At 70.1% G+C, this 17,911-nt stretch carries 12 protein-coding genes and 1 riboswitch; of the genes, 6 read left to right on the top strand and 6 right to left on the bottom strand.

The window, feature by feature from the left end; translation table 11 throughout:
• Positions 1-2: 2 nt before the first annotated feature.
• Both ACSP50_RS33735 and ACSP50_RS33740 read right to left on the bottom strand, forming a co-directional pair.
• On the bottom strand, positions 3-1,661 hold the full coding sequence (locus ACSP50_RS33735; RefSeq protein WP_014693802.1) for an FAD-dependent oxidoreductase: 1,659 nt from the start codon (positions 1,659-1,661) through the stop codon (positions 3-5).
• A gap of 13 nt (positions 1,662-1,674) precedes the next feature.
• Entirely contained in the window at positions 1,675-2,823 is a 1,149-nt protein-coding gene (locus ACSP50_RS33740) for an NAD(+)/NADH kinase (RefSeq protein ID WP_014693803.1), read from the bottom strand.
• Positions 2,824-3,012: 189 nt separating this feature from the next.
• Here ACSP50_RS33740 and ACSP50_RS33745 point away from each other — a divergent pair, with 189 nt between their 5' ends.
• Positions 3,013-3,822, top strand: a complete 810-nt coding sequence (locus tag ACSP50_RS33745; protein WP_157432815.1) for an HAD family hydrolase — start codon at positions 3,013-3,015, stop codon at positions 3,820-3,822.
• A 12-nt stretch (positions 3,823-3,834) separates the two neighbouring features.
• Here ACSP50_RS33745 and ACSP50_RS43230 read toward each other — a convergent pair whose 3' ends face one another.
• Entirely contained in the window at positions 3,835-4,815 is a 981-nt protein-coding gene (locus ACSP50_RS43230; RefSeq protein WP_014693805.1) for a class I SAM-dependent methyltransferase, read from the bottom strand.
• 222 nt (positions 4,816-5,037) lie between these two features.
• On the opposite strand from ACSP50_RS43230, the gene ACSP50_RS33755 reads away from it, so the two are divergent.
• Positions 5,038-5,622 (top strand): DUF1684 domain-containing protein, encoded by a 585-nt coding sequence (locus tag ACSP50_RS33755; RefSeq protein ID WP_014693806.1) that lies wholly within the window; start codon positions 5,038-5,040, stop codon positions 5,620-5,622.
• 36 nt (positions 5,623-5,658) lie between these two features.
• On the opposite strand, the gene ACSP50_RS33760 is transcribed toward ACSP50_RS33755, so the two are convergent.
• Both ACSP50_RS33760 and ACSP50_RS33765 read right to left on the bottom strand, forming a co-directional pair.
• Complete coding sequence (locus ACSP50_RS33760; protein WP_014693807.1) at positions 5,659-6,351, bottom strand: adenosylcobinamide amidohydrolase; 693 nt, start codon at positions 6,349-6,351, stop codon at positions 5,659-5,661.
• 76 nt (positions 6,352-6,427) lie between these two features.
• Positions 6,428-8,083, bottom strand: coding sequence for a sulfatase-like hydrolase/transferase (locus tag ACSP50_RS33765; protein ID WP_043512699.1), 1,656 nt, complete (start codon positions 8,081-8,083; stop codon positions 6,428-6,430).
• A 96-nt stretch (positions 8,084-8,179) separates the two neighbouring features.
• Between ACSP50_RS33765 and ACSP50_RS33770 the strand changes: the two genes are divergently transcribed.
• Genes ACSP50_RS33770 through ACSP50_RS33780 form a run of 3 tightly spaced genes read left to right on the top strand, consistent with a single transcriptional unit; the run spans position 8,180 to position 12,500 of the window.
• Positions 8,180-8,797, top strand: a complete 618-nt coding sequence (locus ACSP50_RS33770) for a TetR/AcrR family transcriptional regulator (RefSeq protein WP_014693809.1) — start codon at positions 8,180-8,182, stop codon at positions 8,795-8,797.
• Positions 8,791-10,527, top strand: coding sequence for an ABC transporter ATP-binding protein (locus tag ACSP50_RS33775; RefSeq protein ID WP_014693810.1), 1,737 nt, complete (start codon positions 8,791-8,793; stop codon positions 10,525-10,527). The genes ACSP50_RS33770 and ACSP50_RS33775 overlap by 7 nt, the downstream gene beginning before the upstream one ends.
• A gap of 29 nt (positions 10,528-10,556) precedes the next feature.
• Positions 10,557-12,500: an ABC transporter ATP-binding protein gene (locus tag ACSP50_RS33780; protein WP_043512701.1), complete on the top strand. Its 1,944-nt coding sequence runs from the start codon at positions 10,557-10,559 to the stop codon at positions 12,498-12,500.
• Between the two features lie 197 nt (positions 12,501-12,697).
• Here the strand turns inward: ACSP50_RS33780 and ACSP50_RS33785 are convergent, their stop codons facing one another.
• Entirely contained in the window at positions 12,698-15,946 is a 3,249-nt protein-coding gene (locus ACSP50_RS33785; protein WP_043512703.1) for a Calx-beta domain-containing protein, read from the bottom strand.
• A 105-nt stretch (positions 15,947-16,051) separates the two neighbouring features.
• A riboswitch (cyclic di-GMP riboswitch) is annotated at positions 16,052-16,131 on the bottom strand.
• 274 nt (positions 16,132-16,405) lie between these two features.
• On the opposite strand from ACSP50_RS33785, the gene phoA reads away from it, so the two are divergent.
• Positions 16,406-17,752 (top strand): alkaline phosphatase, encoded by a 1,347-nt coding sequence (gene phoA / locus ACSP50_RS33790; protein ID WP_014693813.1) that lies wholly within the window; start codon positions 16,406-16,408, stop codon positions 17,750-17,752.
• The last annotated feature ends 159 nt before the right edge of the window (positions 17,753-17,911 follow it).

The following is a 17,911-nucleotide window of genomic DNA, read 5'->3' on the forward strand; positions in this document are numbered from 1 at the left end:
GGCTACTGCGCCTCCAGGTAACGATGGACCAGCGCGACGGCCATCGCGCCCTCACCGACCGCCGAGGCCACCCGTTTGATCGAGTTGGCCCGGACGTCGCCGGCGGCGAAGATGCCGGGAACACTGCTCTCCAGATAGAACGGATCGCGGTCGCGATCCCATCCCCGCGGACGCGTGCCGTTCGCCAGCAGATCCGAGCCGGTGCGCACGAAGCCTTTCCCGTCGCGTTCCACCGCGTCGCCGAGCCAGTCGGTGCGGGGCTCCGCCCCGATGAAGACGAACAGGTAGCCGCACTCGACGGTGGCTTTCGTCCCGCCCTTGCTGTCGCAGATGGTGATCGCCTGCAGGTGCCCGTCGCCCTGCGCGCCGATCACCTCGCACCTGGTCCGCACCTCGATGTTGGACACCTGGGCCAGCTGCTGGATGAGGTAATACGACATCGACGATTCGAGGGAGTCACCGCGGACCAGCAGGGTGACCTTGCGCGCGTATCTCGCGAAGAAGAGCGCCGCCTGGCCGGCCGAATTGGCTCCGCCGACGATGTAGACCTCGCTGCCCGCGCAGGCCGGCCCCTCGGTGGCGGCCGAGCCGTAGAAGACACCGGAGCCGGTCAGCCCGGCCACGCCCTCGGCGACCAGCGGACGGTAGGAGACACCGGTGGCCAGCAGGATCGCGTGTGCCGACACCTCGCCACCGTCGGCGAAGGTCAGCGTGCGGGCCGAGCCGTCGGTGCGCAACCCCACCACCTCGCGGGTGTTGAGCGTCTCGGCGGCGAACTTGTCGGCCTGCCGCCGGGCCCGGTCGGTCAGTTGCGCGCCGGAGATCCCGTCCGGGAAGCCGAGGTAATTCTCGATCCGGGAGCTCTGGCCGGCCTGGCCGCCGACCGCCTGCCGCTCGATCAGCAGGGTCTTGAGGCCCTCCGACCCGCCGTAGACGGCGGCGCCCAGTCCGGCCGGCCCGCCGCCCACGATGATCAGGTCGTAGAAGTCGCGGCCCGGGTTGGTGGACAGGCCGGCCGCCTCGGCCACCTGCTGCACGCTCGGCCGGGGCAGGGCCCGCCCGTCGGCGGTCACCACCAGCGGGATCGACTCGGGGCCGGCGTCCGCGGCCTCCATCAGGCGGCGGCCCTCCGGCTCGTCGGCGCCGAAGTATTTGTACGGCACCAGGTTGCGGGCCAGGAAGTCGCGGATCTGGAAGGACGGCTCGCTCCACCGGTGCCCGACCAGCCGGATGTCCGGCATCTCCTGGTCGCCGGTGGCCTGCCAGGCGTCGAGCAGCGCGTCGAGGACCGGATAGAGCTTCTCCTCCGGCGGGTCCCACGGCTTGAGCAGGTAGTGGTCGACGTCGACCAGGTTGATCGCCTGGATCGCGGCGTCGGTGTCCGCGTACGCCGTGAGCAGGGCACGGCGCGCGTGCGGGAACAGGTCCATCGCCTGCTCCAGGAACTCGATGCCGTTCATCTGCGGCATCCGGTAGTCGGCGAGCATGACGGCGACCCGACCGCCGCGCAGTTTCAGCTCTTTCAGCACGTCGAGCGCCTCGGTGGCCGACCCGGCCCGGATCACCCGATACCGGTCGCCGTAGCGTCGGCGCAGGTCGCGGGCGATGGCTCGGGAGACCGAGGGGTCGTCGTCGACGGTCAGAATCGCGGCTTGGCCCATTGTCTGATCTTCCTCAGCTCAGCTCGGTCAACTCAGGGTGACGTTCGACGTATCCGGCCACGAACGGGCAGGTGGCGGTGACCGGCACGGACCGGGACCGGGCGTCGGCGAGCGCCGCCGAGGCCAGCCGGCCGGCCAGCCCGCGACCGGAGAAGGCCTGGTCGACCTCGGTGTGCAGCAGCTCGACGCGGTCGCCGTGGCGGCGGTAGTGCAGCATGCCGGCCACCTCGCCGCCGACGAGCACCTCATACCGCTGGCGCTCGAAGCTGTCGACCACCACCGCGTCACCGGTGTCCCAGTCGCCGGCCTGGGCGCTGCCCTCGACCCGGAGCTTGCGGCGCGCCCGCTCGTAGAACGAGGTCTCGCCGAACCGGATCACCTGCGCGGCGCCCGGCACGGGTTCGATCTCCACGGCGGCGCCGGGCTCGGCGTACCCCTCGATGATCCCGTCGACCTCGATCGCCAGCCGGCCGCTGGTGGGCAGCACGTCGAGGCTGAGGTGTTCGGAGGTGTCCAGGACCAGCGAGCGGTTGAACGACGAGTGTGCGGCGGCGGCGCTGACGATCAGGCCCTCGACGTTCGGTGAGACGATCGGGCCGCCGGCCGAGAAGCTGTACGCCGTCGAGCCGGTCGGGGTGGAGACCAGCACCGCGTCGGCCGCGTAGTTGACGAACCGCTTGCCCTCGACCCGGATGCCGACCGCGGCCAACCCGTGCCCGGGCACCCGGACCAGGGCGATGTCGTTGAACGCGGTGACCCGCCGCCCGTCGGGCAGCACGGTGCGCACCGCGGTGCGGCTCTCCACCCGGAACGAGTGGTCGTCGATCGAGGAGAGCGCGTCCTTGAGGTCGGGCAGGTCGACCTCGGCGAGGAACCCGAGCCGTCCCACGTTCACCCCGAGCACCGGCGTCTTGCGGCCCTCGACCAGACGCATGCTGCGCAGCATGGTGCCGTCGCCGCCGAGGCTGACGAGCAGGCCGGCCCGCTCGACCATCTCCTCGGCGGAGACCGCGACCGCGCTGCAGTCGATCCGGTTGATCTCGTCGGGCAGGCCGAGCACGGTCACCCCGCGGGCGGCTGCCCAGCTCACGATGGTGTCGACCGCCGACCCGCAGTCCCGGCGCGGGTGCAGCACCAGGCCGACCACCTTGACCATGCCCATTCGTGGTCCCCTCTCCGCGGTTTCCGGTGACAGCCTTCCACGCCGGCAGCAAGATCGGCGACCGTCCGCACCGTGGCGCGGAGCACGGAGAAATCCGGTCGGCGAAGCAACCCGCGAAGCGGGCCGCTACGCCGGGCGTGGCGTGGGACGGGGCGGCAGGCGACCGGCCCATGATGTTGAATGCCGGACATGACGCAGTGGCAGGCGGTGGTCACCGATCTGGACGGCACGGTCGTCCCCGCGGGCGGCGACCTGGTCAGCGCGGCCACCCTGAACGCGGCCGCCCAGCTGCGCCATCGCGGCATCCCGCTGCTGGCCGCCACCGCCCGCACCCGCAACGGGGTGACCCGGCTCGGTGCGTTCGCCGGGCACCTGACCGTCGCGGTCTGCCACGGCGGCGCGCTCGGCTGGACCCCGGAGGACGGCGGCCGCACCCTGTGGCAGCGCACCCTGCCCGCACCGGAGCTGCGTGACCTGGCCGACTTCAGCCGCACGCTGCCGGGCGCGGCGCTCAGCGTGTTCGGCGTGGCCTCCTGGGACCTCACGCCGGAATACCTGGCGCTGCGCGGCAGCCCGCCACCCGAGCCGTGGCGGTCCGTGCCGCTCACCGACATCACCGACCAGCCGGCGTACGCAGCGGCGATCCGGCACGCCTCGCTCAGCTCGGACGAGCTGGTCGCCCGGCTCACCGAGGCCGGGTTCGCCGAGCGGGCCACGCTGACCTACGCGGCGCCGCACCTGGTCGAGATCGGTCCGCCGGGCGTCGACAAGGCGGCCGGGGTGGCCCGCGCCCTGGACTGGCTGGGGATCGCGCCCGAGCACACCGTCGCCTTCGGCGACATGCCCAACGACCTGAGCATGCTGGCCCTGGCCGGGCACTCGGTGGCGATCGGCGCGGCCCACCCGGCCGTGCTCGCCGCGGCCACCGCCCGGGCGCCCGGCGTCGACGACGACGGCTTCGCGGCCCACCTCGCCGAGCTGGGTCTGATCAGCGCCTGAACGCCGAGCGGTTCAGAGCCGGGTCGCCAGGGCCAAGAAACGATCTTCACCGTCCTCGTACGACGTGAGCACCCACCCCGCCCCGGCCAGCAGCGGCGCCAGCCGTGCCGCGCCGAGCGGCTCGTCCGGCCGCAGCGTGCGTCCGTGCCGGGTGGCCAACGCCGCCCGCCCCACCGGGTGGAACATCGCGATCGTCCCGCCCGGCCGGGTCACCCGGGCCAGTTCGGCCAGCCCGGCCACCGGATCCGGCAGGTGGTTGATCAGCCCGGCCGCGAAGATCACGTCCGCCGCACCGGTCGCGATCGGCAACCGTCGCGCGTCCGCCACCAGCAGCGTGGCGGACGCGTCCCGGCCGGCCCGGGCCGCCTCGGCCAGCATGTCCGGGGTGAAGTCGAGCCCGATCACCCGCCCGCCCGGCGCGGCCGCGGCGGCCAGCGCCGGCAGCGCCCGCCCGGTGCCGCAGCCCACGTCCAGCACCACGTCGCCGGGCCGCACCCCGGCCTCGCGCACCGCCCGGGCGTAGGCCGGCAGATCGTCACCGAACTTGACGTCCCAGTTCGCCGCGCGAGCCGCGAAGAAGGCCCGGCTCTCGGACAGATACCACCGATCGGGATCGGCCAGCGACGGGTGCACGTGCCGGATCACCGGCCAGTCCGGATCGCGGTGGTCGATCACCACCTGGGCCCGGCGCTCCCCGTCTCCGGCCGCGAACCTGTTCCGCGGCCCGCCGCGCAGATACACCAGCACCTGATCGGTGGCCGGTTCCAGCACGTTCAGCGCCGAATCGAAACCGCCGCCCCGGCCGGGCCCGGTCAGCCCGAGCACCGCGTCGATGCTCCAGGCCCGCGCGCTCGCCGGGAAGGCCGCGGCCAGCCGCGAGGCGAAATCCGCCGCCGCGCCCGGATCGCCCCCGTCGACGATCACGGTGAGCGGCGCCCGCGGCGCGAGCACCTCAGCCAGCAGGGCGGTGACTTCGCTAATCCGTTCCGGCACGTCCCCAAGAATGCAGCGGCGATGTGACGCGCGCAACGAGATGGCTGGGCTTATGGCCTCGCCTTCGGCTCGGCGGCATTTCGCCCCGGATCGTCGATGACGAGAGCGCCGAAAACGGCTTCGCTTCGCTGGCTGTTTTCGGAGCTCTCGTCATCGACGGGCGAAATGCGGGAGTGGGATGCTGACCCGAGGGTGTCGGGGGTGGGGGGTTAGCGTCGGGGCATGGAAGCACTGGAGCTGGCGGATTTCCGGGCGGCGGTGGCCCGGATGTATCTGGAGCCGGGCGGTCTGTCGGATTTCCGCAGGCGGCGGGACGAGTTGTTCGCCGGCCACCCGCAGTCGCCGATCCCGGCGGACGAGCGGGCCGGCTTCGCGGGCCTGTCGTACTTTCCGCCGAACGACGACCTGATCGTCGAGGTCCCGGTGCGGGAAGCGGACGGGGAGCTGACCATCGACACCGGCGGGCCGGACGGCGCCGTGCGCTACCGTCGCGCCGGCATCCTGGAGACGCCGTTCGGTGAGCTGACCCTGTGGTGGATCGCCGCCTACGGCGGCGGGCTGTTCCTTCCGGTCCGCGACACCACCTGCGGCACGCAGTCGTACGGTGGCGGCCGCTACCTGACCGACACCGTCAAGGGCACCCACGGCCGCGGCCTGCAGTGGCTGCGCCCCGGCCGGGTCCGCCTCGACTTCAACTACCTCTACAACCCGAGTTGCGCGTACGACCCACGCTGGGCCTGCCCGCTCGCCCCACCGGAGAACCGCCTCGCCCACCCCTTGGCGGCCGGCGAGCATTCCTACCACTGACCTTTCGGCGGCGGCTCGACCTCGTCCCGGGTGCGGTCACGGCCGCCGATCCGCCGGTGGGCCGGCGGCGCGGCTGGACCAGGAGCGGCCGGTGGTCAGGTTGGTGTGGCCGCCGGTGTGGACGGCTTCGTAGACGGCGCGGGACATCGGGGCGCCCCAGCGGGAGCGCGGGCCGCCGTAGGCCGCGGTGGGGCCGGCGGCCGGGCAGAGGACGGCGATCGCGTCGGTGGCGGTGCCCGTGGCGTGCAGGCCCAACGCGTACAACGCCTGGGTCTTGGCCTCGGTCGCCGTGGCGACGATGTTGAGCAGAGCGCCGGGGGCGAGGTGCTGCGGGATCCAGATGACGATGTTGATGGTGCCGGGGTGATGGGCGAAACCGGTCACGCCCGGCTCGGCGGCCCGGATCGGGGCGCCCAGGCCGACGGTGGCGCAGACCTCGACGCCGTCCTCCGTGGTGGCCACCATGTCGTGCACGTCGACGCCGGTGAGCAGGCCGATGCCGGGGCCGGTGAGGTGCAGGGCGGCGGCCAGCTCGGCGAGGTGGTTCGCCGGGTCCGGGCGGGCGTAGGACATCGGGACGCTGGCGTTGATCACCCACTCGCACCGGCCGACGCCGCCGCCGAGGACCGCCGTGGAGGCCGCCAGCACGGGCTCGGGAAAACGCCAGAGCAGCAGCGGCGCGGAGTGGCCGTCCTCCGGGCGGTGGGTCAGCGACGGTTCGGCGAGCACCGCACGAGCGTACGGCCGGCCGGCTGCGCCGAGGGCACAGCCGGCCGGCTTCCTACCGGGCGGATGAGGAAAGCCTCTAGTGCGGATCGCCTTCGGGCCCGAAGGCCTGCAGGAAACGGTCACGGAAGGTGTTCATCGGCCAGACCGGCGCGGTCGGGGCCGGCTTGACGCTGCCGGTCCAGCCCCACGAGGCGATCCGGTCGAGGACCTTCGGGTCCTTGGCGACGATCGCGATCGGCACGTCGTGGCTGGCGTTCTGGCCGACCACGACGGAGGCCGGCTGGTGGTCGCCGAGGAAGACCATCACCAGGTTGTCGTCGCCGTATGTGGCGGCCCACCCGATCAGGCTGTCCACCGAGTAGGCGATGGACCGGGCGTACTCCGTCTTGATCCTGCTGTCGTCCGACCAGACGTCCTTCGGGTTGGTGCTACGCGCCATCGGGCCGTAGACGCTGCCGTCGCCGAGCTGGTCCCAGTCCAGCATGCCGGGGACCGGGGCCCACGGGGTGTGGCTGGAGGTGAGGGTGATCTCGGCGAGCAGCGGGCCGCGGTTCGGGCGGCTGTACTCGGCCTTCTGGAACTGGGCCAGCGCGTACTGGTCGGGCATCGGCGACCAGCTGAACTGCGGGCCGTGATAGTTCAGCGCGGCCTTGTCGTACACCTGGTCGTAGCCGTAGAAGTCACCCTCCGGCCACGCGTAGATGACACCCGGCTCGACGCCGACCGTGCGGTATCCGGCGTTCTTGAACGTGCGGGTCAGGGTGAGCCGGTCGGTGGCCATCAGGCTCCGGTAGCGGGACTCGTTGTTGACCCACATGCCGGACAGGAACGTCGAGTGCGCCAGCCAGCTGCCGCCACCGGCGGTGGACGAGGTGAGGAAGCCGCTGCGGGCGGCGAACCCGGCCGCGGCCAGTTTCTTGTCGCCGTCGGCGAGCGCGGTCAGCACCGAGCCGTCGAAGGCCGGGTTCTCCACCGCGTCACGCCCGTAGCTCTCGATGAACGAGACCACCACGTCCTTGCCGCGCAACGCGGTGAGCAACTGGTCGGCGGGGCGGTCCCGGTACGCGTCGTCGCCGGCCTCGGCGACGAACGCGCGCTTGTCGGCGAGGTCCTTGGGCAGCGCGAGGGCGGTCTCCTGGGCCAGGTCGGCGGCGGCGTGCGCGGCCACCGGCAGGCCGCCGATCAGCTGGGTGCCGAGCAGTGCCAGGACGGTCCAGGCCGCGGTGGCCGCCCCGAGCCCGCTCCAGGCGAGCCGGCGGTGCCCCAGCGCCACCTGGGTGAGCCGCAGCATCGCCCAGATCATCCCGGCGATCAGGAGGACGGCGAGCAGCACCACGCCGGACGCCACGCCGAGCGCCCCGCCCCTGCCCATCGAGTCGACCAGGAAGTTGTAGCCGTCGTCGAACAGCGTCCAGTCCAGCACCGGGTCGAACCGGCGGGCCAGGATCGCGAAGAATCCGATGTCGACCAGTTTGACCACGGTCAGCGCGCCGAGCAGCAGGCCCAGCGCGGCGGCCAGCCGGCGGCGCCACCGGGCGGCCGGGACGACCAGCAGGGCGGCGCCGGCGATCAGCGCCTCCAGCGGGATCCGCAGCAGCGCGGTGTACCAGTGGTTGCCCGGTGGGAGCCGGGTGATCTGGTCCGGCAGGATCAGCGCCAGGAATACGAGGATCGCGGCGAAACCCGTGGTCACCTGGCGGATGACCCGGCGGTACGACTTCTGTTGACTCACATCTCCTTGATACGCCACCGTGCCGTTTCCGGTTCGACGCGGGTCCATGACAAAAGTCAGTGGCTGAGTGAGTGCTCGCTCAGTAGGCTGTGCCGCGTGGAGAACCGACGGAGACGACAACCGGCCCTGGCGCCGGGTGAGCGGCGGGCCGCGTTGATCGCGGCGACCATCCCGCTGTTGCGCGAGCACGGTGTCGACCTGAGCACCCGGATGATCGCGCACGCCGCCGGGGTGGCCGAGGGCACCATCTTCGGCGTCTTCAGCAACAAGAACGAGCTCGTGGTCTGCTCGGTGGTGAAAGCGCTCGACCCGCAGCCGGTGCTGGACGCGCTGGCCGCCATCGACCGCTCGGCCGACCTGCGGGTCCGGCTGCGCGAGGCGGCCGAGATCGTGCACACCCGTTTCCAGTCGAACGCGCACCTGATGCACGCCGCCCGCCGGCTGTTCATCGCCGGCGAGACCGATCCGCACGCTCAGGAGCAGATGACCTCGACCCGCGGGAAGCTGCTGTCCGCGGTCACCGCGGTGCTGGAGCCGGACGCCGACCGGCTGCGCGTCACGCCGGGTGAGGCGGCCCGGCTGCTGCTGCTCTACTGCGGCGCCAACACGTTCGGCCCGTTCGCCGACGGCGAGGCGTTCAGCGGCGCCGAGCTGGCGTCGCTGCTGCTCGACGGCATTCTGTCCGCCACATCTGGGGAGCCAGCGAAGTGCTGATGAAACTGCTTCGCGTCCACCTGCGGCCGTACTGGAACACGATCGGCCTGATCGTGCTCTTCCAGTTCCTGCAGACGCTCGCGACGCTCTACCTACCGACGTTGAACGCCGACATCATCGACAACGGCGTGATCAAGGGCGACACCGGCTACGTGATGCGGATCGGCGGCGGGATGCTCGGCATCACCGTGCTGCAGATCGCCGCCCAGATCGTCGCCGTCTACTTCGGGGCGCGCACCGCGATGGCGGTCGGCCGCGACCTGCGCGAGTCGATCTTCACCCGGGTGCAGACCTTCTCGGCCCGCGAGGTCGGCCAGTTCGGCGCGCCGTCGCTGATCACCCGCACCACCAACGACGTGCAGCAGATCCAGATGCTGGTGCTGCTCACCTTCACGCTGATGGTCTCGGCGCCGATCATGTGCGTCGGCGGCATCGTGCTCGCGCTGCGCCAGGACGTGCCGCTCTCCGGGCTGCTGCTGGTGATCATCCCGGTCCTGATCGGCGTGGTCGGCCTGATCATCAGCCGGATGCGGCCGCTGTTCCGCAGCCTGCAGGTCAAGATCGACCGGGTGAACCAGGTGATGCGCGAGCAGATCACCGGCATCCGGGTGATCCGGGCGTTCGTCCGCGACGAGCGCGAGCAGGCACGGTACGAGGTGGCCAACAACGACGTCACCCAGGTCTCGCTGAGAGCCGGCAAGATCATGGCGTTGATGTTCCCGACCGTCATGCTGATCGTGAACCTGTCCAGCGTGGCCGTGCTCTGGTTCGGCGGGCACCGGATCGACAGCGGCGCGATGCAGGTCGGCGCGCTCACCGCGTTCCTCAGCTACCTCATGCAGATCCTGATGTCGATCATGATGGCCACCTTCATGTTCATCATGATCCCGCGAGCCGAGGTCTGCGCCGAGCGGATCCAGGAGGTGACCGCCACCGAGACGTCGGTGACGCCGCCCGCGGCGCCGGTCACCGAGGTGACCCGGCACGGCGAGTTGGAGCTGCGGGCGGTCAGTTTCCACTATCCCGGGGCCGAGGCCCCGGTCCTCTCCGACGTACGGCTCATCGCCCGACCGCGGGAAGTTACCGCGATCATCGGGTCCACCGGCAGCGGCAAGACGACCCTGCTCAACCTGATCCCGCGGCTGTTCGACGCGACCGAGGGCGCCGTGCTGGTCGACGGCGTCGACGTCCGCGAGCTCGACCCCGACCTGCTGTCCCGGCTGGTCGGCATCGTGCCGCAGCGGCCCTACCTGTTCACCGGCACGATCGCGACCAACCTGCGGTACGGCAACCCGGACGCCACCGACGACGAGCTCTGGGCGGCGCTGGAGATCGCCCAGGCCAGGAGCTTCGTGGAGAAGATGGACGGCCGGCTGGACGCGCCCATCGCCCAGGGTGGCACCAACGTGTCCGGCGGGCAGCGGCAGCGGCTGGCGATCGCCCGCGCGCTGGTGCACCGGCCGGAGATCTACCTGTTCGACGACTCCTTCTCGGCTCTCGACTACGCGACCGACGCAGCGTTGCGGGCCGCGCTGACCGACCACATCGCCGACGCCACCGTGGTGATCGTGGCGCAGCGGGTCAGCACCATCCGCGACGCCGACCGGATCGTGGTGCTCGACGACGGCAGGGTCGTCGGGACGGGCACGCACGAGGAACTCATGGACGGCAATCCGACGTACCGCGAAATCGTTCTTTCCCAGCTCACCGAGCAGGAGGCAAACGCGTGACCGCGCCGAACAGGCCGCCGGCGCGGCCGATGGGCGGCCCGCCGGCCGCCCGGATGATGATGGGGGCCGGCGGCCCGCCGGAGAAACTGCAGGACTTCAAGGGCTCCACCAAGCGCCTGCTGCGGATGCTCGCACCGCAACGGGCCCTGGTCGGGGTGGTGCTGCTGTTCGGTGTGGCCTCGGTCTTCCTGTCGGTGCTCGGCCCGCGCCTGCTCGGCCACGCCACCGACGTGATCTTCAACGGCGTGGTCGGCAAGATGCTGGGCCGGACCCTGCCGCCCGGGGTGACCAAGGAGCAGGCCGTCGAGGGCCTGCGCCAGCGGGGCAACACCAAGTTCGCCGACCTGCTGGCCGGGATGAACGACGTGATCCCCGGCCGAGGCATCGACTTCGACAAGCTGATGCACGTGCTGGCCTGGGTGGTCGTGGTCTACCTGTTCGCCTGGGTGTTCGGCGTACTGCAGGGCCGGATCACCGCCCGGGTGGTGCAGACCGCGGTGTACGACCTGCGCAACCAGGTCGAGGCGAAGCTGTCCCGGCTGCCGCTGTCGTATTTCGACAAGCAGCCGCGCGGTGAGGTGCTCAGCCGCGCCACCAACGACACCGACAACATCGCGCAGACCCTGCAGCAGACCTTCGCCCAGCTGGTCACCGCACTGCTGACCGTGGTCGGCGTGCTCGGCATGATGTTCTGGATCTCGCCGCTGCTCGCACTGATCGCGCTGGTCACCATCCCGCTGTCGTTCTTCCTGACCACTTTCATCGGCAAGCGGGCGCAGCCCCAGTTCGTCGCCCAGTGGAAGACGACCGGCCAGCTCAACGGCCACATCGAGGAGATGTTCACCGGACACTCGCTGGTCAAGGTGTTCGGCCGGCAGCAGGAGGCGGAGGGCACGTTCCGCGAGCACAACGACCGGTTGTTCGCCTCCAGCTTCCGCGCCCAGTTCATCTCCGGCCTGATCCAGCCGGCCATGATGTTCATCAGCAACGTGAACTACGTGCTGGTGGCGGTGGTCGGCGCGCTGCGGGTGACGTCCGGGTCGCTGACCCTCGGCGAGGTGCAGGCGTTCATCCAGTACTCGCGCCAGTTCAGCCAGCCGCTGACCCAGGTGGCCAGCATGGCGAACCTGGTGCAGTCCGGCATCGCCTCGGCCGAGCGGGTGTTCGCCCTGCTCGATGCGCAGGAGCAGAGCCCGGAGCCGGCCGTCCGGGAGATGCCGCCGGTGCAGGGGCGGATCGCGTTCGAGAACGTGTCGTTCCGCTACCTGCCGGACAAGCCGCTGATCGAGAACCTGTCGCTGGCCGTCGAGCCGGGCCAGACGGTGGCGATCGTCGGCCCGACCGGGGCCGGCAAGACGACGCTGGTCAACCTGCTGATGCGGTTCTACGACGTGACCGGTGGCCGGATCACCCTGGACGGGGTGGACATCGCCACCATGCCGCGCGAGCAGCTGCGCGAGCAGATCGGGATGGTGCTGCAGGACACCTGGCTGTTCGGCGGGACGATCGCGGAGAACCTGGCGTACGGCGCCGACGACCACGACCAGGCGGCGATCGTGCGGGCATCCGAGGCCGCGCACGTCGACGGCTTCGTGCGGACGCTGCCGGACGGCTACGAGACCAGGATCGACGAGGAGGGCTCGAACGTCAGCGCCGGGCAGAAACAGCTGATCACGATCGCCCGGGCGTTCCTCGCCGAGCCCAGCATCCTGATCCTGGACGAGGCCACCAGCTCGGTCGACACCCGCACCGAGGTGCTGATCCAGCGGGCGATGAACACCCTGCGCACCGGCCGGACCAGCTTCGTCATCGCGCACCGGCTCTCCACCATCCGCGACGCCGACCTGATCCTGGTCATGGAGAACGGCACCATCGTCGAACAGGGCACCCACGACGAGCTGATCGCGGCCGAGGGGGCTTACGCGCGCCTCTACTCGGCGCAGTTCGCCCAGGCCGTCGCCGAGGTCGACTGAGCACCACGGCACGGCACCAGCAGGACCGAGCGACGCGGCACCAGCAGGACCGAGCAACGCGGCACCGACAAGACCGAGCAACGCGGCACCGACAAGACCGAGCAACACGGCACCGGCAAGACCGAGCAACACGGCACCAGCAAAAGGGAGCGGGGGCGGCCGGATGGCCGCCCCCGCTGTTTCGGGTCAGGTGATGACTACTTGATGGTGATGGCCTTGCTGGACGAGTAGCCGGCGTTGATGCCCAGGCTGCTGCTGCCCGAAACCATGGCCCGCACCGTCAGCTTGGTGCCCGACTTGAAGCTGTACGAGCCCTTGAAGCCGCTCGACGTCGTCTTGCCGGAGCCGACCGTCACCCACTTGCTGCCGCTCTTGCGCTGGATGGTGACCGTCTGGCCGGAGGCCTTCGGGTTCCCGTTGACCGTCACGCCCAGCTTGCCCTTGCTCGTCGAGAGCGTCAGCCCCGGCGACTGGTTCAGCTTGACGACCCGGATCGACGTCGCGCCGCCCACCTCGGCCTGCACGTAGAACGCCCAGCCGGTGGTCGCCGTGAGCGACTTGAACTTGTACATCCCGGAAGCGTCGGCCGTCACGGTGTCGATCAGCTTCAGGTCCTTCTTGTCCATCTCGGGCAGGGCCGCGCCGTACAGCATGACCTTGGTGCCCGGGGTGGCCTTGCCCCACGCGGTGACCGCGCCGGCGCCGGCCGCCGGACCGGTGAGCATCAGCGTCGGGGTGACCGGTGCCACCGTGTCGTCCGACTTGATGGTGACGGTCGAGTCTCCACTGGTGATCTGCGCGCCCAACGGGTTGGCGTTGCTGAGCCGCACGGAGAAGGTCTCGTCGTCCTCCATGTCCGAGTCGTTGATGATGGGGACCTTGATGCTGGTCTTCATCGTGCCCGGCGGGATCGTCAGAGTGCCCTTGGTGAGCGTGTAGTCCTTGCCCGCCTTGGCGGTGCCGTCCGAGGTGTTGTACTGGACGGTCACGTTCTGCGTGGTCGACGTCGCGTCACCGTTGAAGGTCAGGTCGATCGGCACCTCGGCAGTGCCGTCCTTCTCGTTCACGGTCGTGTCGCCGATGGCGATCGCCGGCGGCAGGTCCAGCGGGTCGTCCGCGATCTTGTAGGTTCCGACAGCCGGCGTGAAGCCGGTCGGCACGCCGGTGGTCTCGTTCGCGGTGACGGTGAAGCCCTCGGTCGGCTCGTCGATCTGGTCGTCCAGCGTCGGGAACGACCAGGTGTAGCCGCCACCGACGCTCGGAATATCGGTCAGCTCACCGGAGTACCCGGCCGGCACCGCGATCGACGTGGTTGCCAGGCTGGCCGGCACGGTGAAGTCGGTGCCCGTGGTGGCCGCGTTGGTCTCCGTGCCGCCCACGGTCAGACCCAGCTTGTACGCGTACTCGGAAACCCCGACGATCTTGCCGGTGACGGTGATCGGCTGGCCCTCGGTCGCGTTGCTGCTGTTGAAGGTCAGCGTCGGCTGCGCGTCGTCGTTGCCGATCGTGACCCGCGCGGTGTGCTGGACGTCCGGCGTGTTCGTGTTGGTGACGTCGCTGCTGGCGGTGGTGAAGTCGACGCTGAAGACCTGGTCCCGCTCGTAGACGGTGTCACCGTTGATCGGGATGCTCAGGTATCCGGTCGTGTCGCCGGCCTTGATCGTCACCGTGCTGTCGGTGGGGACGGTGTAGTCATTGTCACCGGGCACACCGTTGCTGGTGCCCACGGCGGTGCCGGCATGGAACGTCGTGGTGAAAACCGTGTCGGACGGCGAGGCGCCGCTCATCACGATCGGCACCTTCGCGAACGAGGTACCGCTGTTGCCCTCGCTCACCGAGACGTCACCGACGTTGAAGGTCGGCTTGGCGTCCGACTCCCCCGCCTCACTGAGAGTGATGGTGGTGTCGCCGCTGACCGCGCCGATGGTGCTGGTCGAGCTGGTGACGTCGATGGAGAAGGTTTCCGAGTTCTCCTTGACCACGTCACCGTAGACGGTGATGGGGATGTCGCCGTACCAGCTCGTGGTGTCCGTGCCGGCCGGAATGGTGAAGCTGCCCGAGGCGGCCTTGTAGTCGGAGCCCGCAGTGGCGGAGCCGTCCCTGGTCGCCCAGTCGATCTTCACCGGTACGGGGTAGGTACCCGCGGCGACGGTAACCCTGACCTTCTGAACCCTCTCGCCCGAGTCGCCCTCCGGGAACACTCCCGGCGATGTGCTGACCGAGGCGAGGGTGACTGCCGGGCCCGCATCGTTGTCGTTGATGACTCCGACGCCCGTCGACTTCGTGCCGATCGTTACGCCAACCGCACTGCTGTTGGCACTGCTCAGGACCTCTTTGACGTTCTCCGCGCCCTCGAAGTTGACGTCATTGTCGGTCGGCACCGCGATCGTCCGGGTCGTGGAGTAGGCCGCGATCGTGGCCACGTTGGGCGTGGTGCTGCTGCCCGGGGTGGTGACATCTGACGGGCTGCCAGCGGAGGAGCCGGTCATCGTCGTGCCGGCCGCGGTGTAGTAGCCGACGGACAGGTTGGTCGCGTCGGACGGGCGGTCCAGGGTCACCGGGAAGTTGAGCGCCCCGCCCTCGGTAACCGCGGACGTCGCATCGCCGATCGACGCCACCGGCGTAGGGTCGTCATCGGTGATGGTAATGGTGCTCTTGCTCGCGCCTACGTTGGTCGCCAATACCACAGGGGTGTCCGTGGCCTGCACGGTGAAGGACTGCCCATTGGTAGCCGTCTCGTCGACGTTGTCGTCGTACAGCTGAACGGTGGTGGTGCCGGTGTACGTGTACGCCGGGATGGTGATCACCGCGGTCGCCGGCAGCGCGTCGTAGTCCCGCAGCACGCCACCGGCGGAGGTGGCGTTCTTCAGCGGGTCGACGTCCGCGCCGTTGACCGTGGAGACCGGGATGCTGATGTCGTGCGGTAGCGGCGCGGTCAGCGTGGCGGTGACCGTCACCGTCTTCTGGGTGACGTTGCCCTGTGCGTCCTTGGTCGCGGTCTCCGCCACGGTCGAGGTCGACGGCGTCAGCCCGAAGGTCGGGTAGACGGATACCGCGTAGATCGTCCCGGTGCCCGACTTGGTGTTGCCCAGGGTGTCCGTGGCCACCAGGCTGAACGTCTCGTCGGCGGTGTCCGCGTCGGCCGCCGTGTCCACCGTCACCGTGGTCGAGTTGTTCGAGCTGGCCGCGGTGCCCGGGAAGGTGATCGAGGTCTTGCTGGGGGTGGCGGTGAAGTCGCTGGCCCCTGAGCTCGCCGAGCCCGCCGCGGTGGCGATGGTGAAGTCGCCAGGAGAGCTGCCGGTGTAGGTCAGCGTGAAGGTGACCTTGCTGCCTTCCCAGTTCCCGGCATCGGTGATGGTCAGGTTGTCAACGGTGGAGGGGTTGGCTGCCAGCGCCGGCGCGGGCACCATCACAGCCGGGGCGAAGGCCGCCGCGGCCGCTGCCACGGTCGCCAGAACTGTCCGGATCCGAGGTCGTCCCCAGAACGTGAACGGCACTCGCTCGTGCGACGCCGCTTGGATTGGTCGATGACCCATTCTCTTCCTGTCTCCTTCGGCGGCTGGGCAACCTCCAGCAGGGAGGTCCCTGGCTTTGCGTCCTCGTCATCGGAACGAGGTTGCCTGTTCGGGTACCGCACCTTGGGGCGGTCGGGGCACCGGGGAACCCGGCCCTCAGCAGCGCGAACACGGGGACTGAAGATCCACGTGAGGCGACGCCATCCGTAATCTAACCGGCATAACGGGCTCTTTTCGGCGGAACGCCTAATTCGTCCTAAGAAACCCGGCAGCGACCCCTGTCGATCAGGCGTAGTGCCCTGTCAACCCGATCAGTACCGGACGGAAACCTTCCCGTCGCCCGGGACTGATGCCCTGGGGCCGGTCAATCAGATTAGGGAGTGCGCAACTATGAATATCCGAGGACGCGTGGCCCTCGCGGCCGCCGCCGCCGCGGTCGTCGCGATCCCCTCGATGGCGATGGCGGGCGATTCGCACCGGGACAACACCTGGGCCGCGCTGCACGCCATCAAGGGCGGCACCGCCCGCAACGTCATCCTGCTGCTCGGTGACGGCATGGGCGACAGCGAGATCACCATCGCCCGCAACTACCAGGTCGGCGCCAACGGCCGCCTGGCCATGGACACCCTGCCGCTGACCGGCGCGTACACCACCTACGCCGTGCAGAAGGCCCACCCGGAGCTGCCCGAGTACGTGACCGACTCGGCCGCCTCCGGCACCGGCTGGTCGACCGGGCACAAGACCTACAACGGCGCGATCAGCGTGCTGCCCGACGGCAGCCCGGTGAAGACCATCCTGGAGCTGGCCAAGAAGGCCGGCTACCGGACCGGTGACGTCACCACCGCCGAGCTGCAGGACGCCACCCCGGCCGTGCTCGCCTCGCACGTCGTCGACCGCGGCTGCAAGGGCCCGCAGTCGATGGCCGCGTGCGCCGTCAACGACAAGGTCAACGGCGGCGCCGGCTCGATCGCCGAGCAGCTGGTTCAGACCCGCCCCGACGTCCTGCTGGGCGGGGGCAAGGCGTACTTCGACCAGACCGTGCAGGCCGGCAGGTTCAAGGGCCAGACCGTCACCGACCAGGCCCGGAGCGTCGGCTACCAGGTCGTCACCGACGCCACCGGGCTCGCCGCCGCCTCCTGGGCCGCGCCGATCCTGGGCGCTTTCGCCCCCAACAACATGGACCTGGAGTGGACCGGCCCCACGCCGACCCGCACCGGTACCGCCCCGTCGACCTGCGCCACCAACGTCGCCCGCAACGCCGCGCAGCCGCACCTGGTCGACATGACCACCAAGGCGCTCGACGTGCTGGACCGGCAGACCCGGCACCGCGACAAGGGCTTCTTCCTGCAGATCGAGGGCGCGTCCATCGACAAGCAGGACCACGCCGCCAACCCGTGCGGGCAGATCGGCGAGACCGTCGCCTTCGACGCCGCCATCAAGAAGGCGCTCGACTATCAGAAGAAGCACCCCGACACCCTGGTGGTCGTCACCGCCGACCACGGCCACACCAGCCAGATCGTCGAGGCCGCCACGATGGGCTACACCGCCACGCTGGTCACGCACGACAACGCCACCATGACGATCAGCTACGCGACGTCGGACATCACCGGCTCCCAGCAGCACACCGGCACCGAGGTCCGGATCGCCGCCGGCGGCCCGCAGGCCGCCAACGTCCTCGGCGTCACCAATCAGACGGACCTCTTCTTCACGTTCAAGCGCGCCCTCGGGATCCGCTGAATGCGATAGCAGGAAATGAAGCGAGGGCCGGGGATTCCCCGGCCCTCGCGGCTTCACACCGACCAACTTCAAGATCAAATTTTTCATGTACGCGCATCCGCCGGGGTGCGGACCGCATGCTCCCGCGCGGGCCGGGCCACGGCGATCTGGCCGCTGCGC

The sequence above is a fragment of the Actinoplanes sp. SE50/110 genome, assembly GCF_900119315.1.
GTDB lineage: Bacteria > Actinomycetota > Actinomycetes > Mycobacteriales > Micromonosporaceae > Actinoplanes.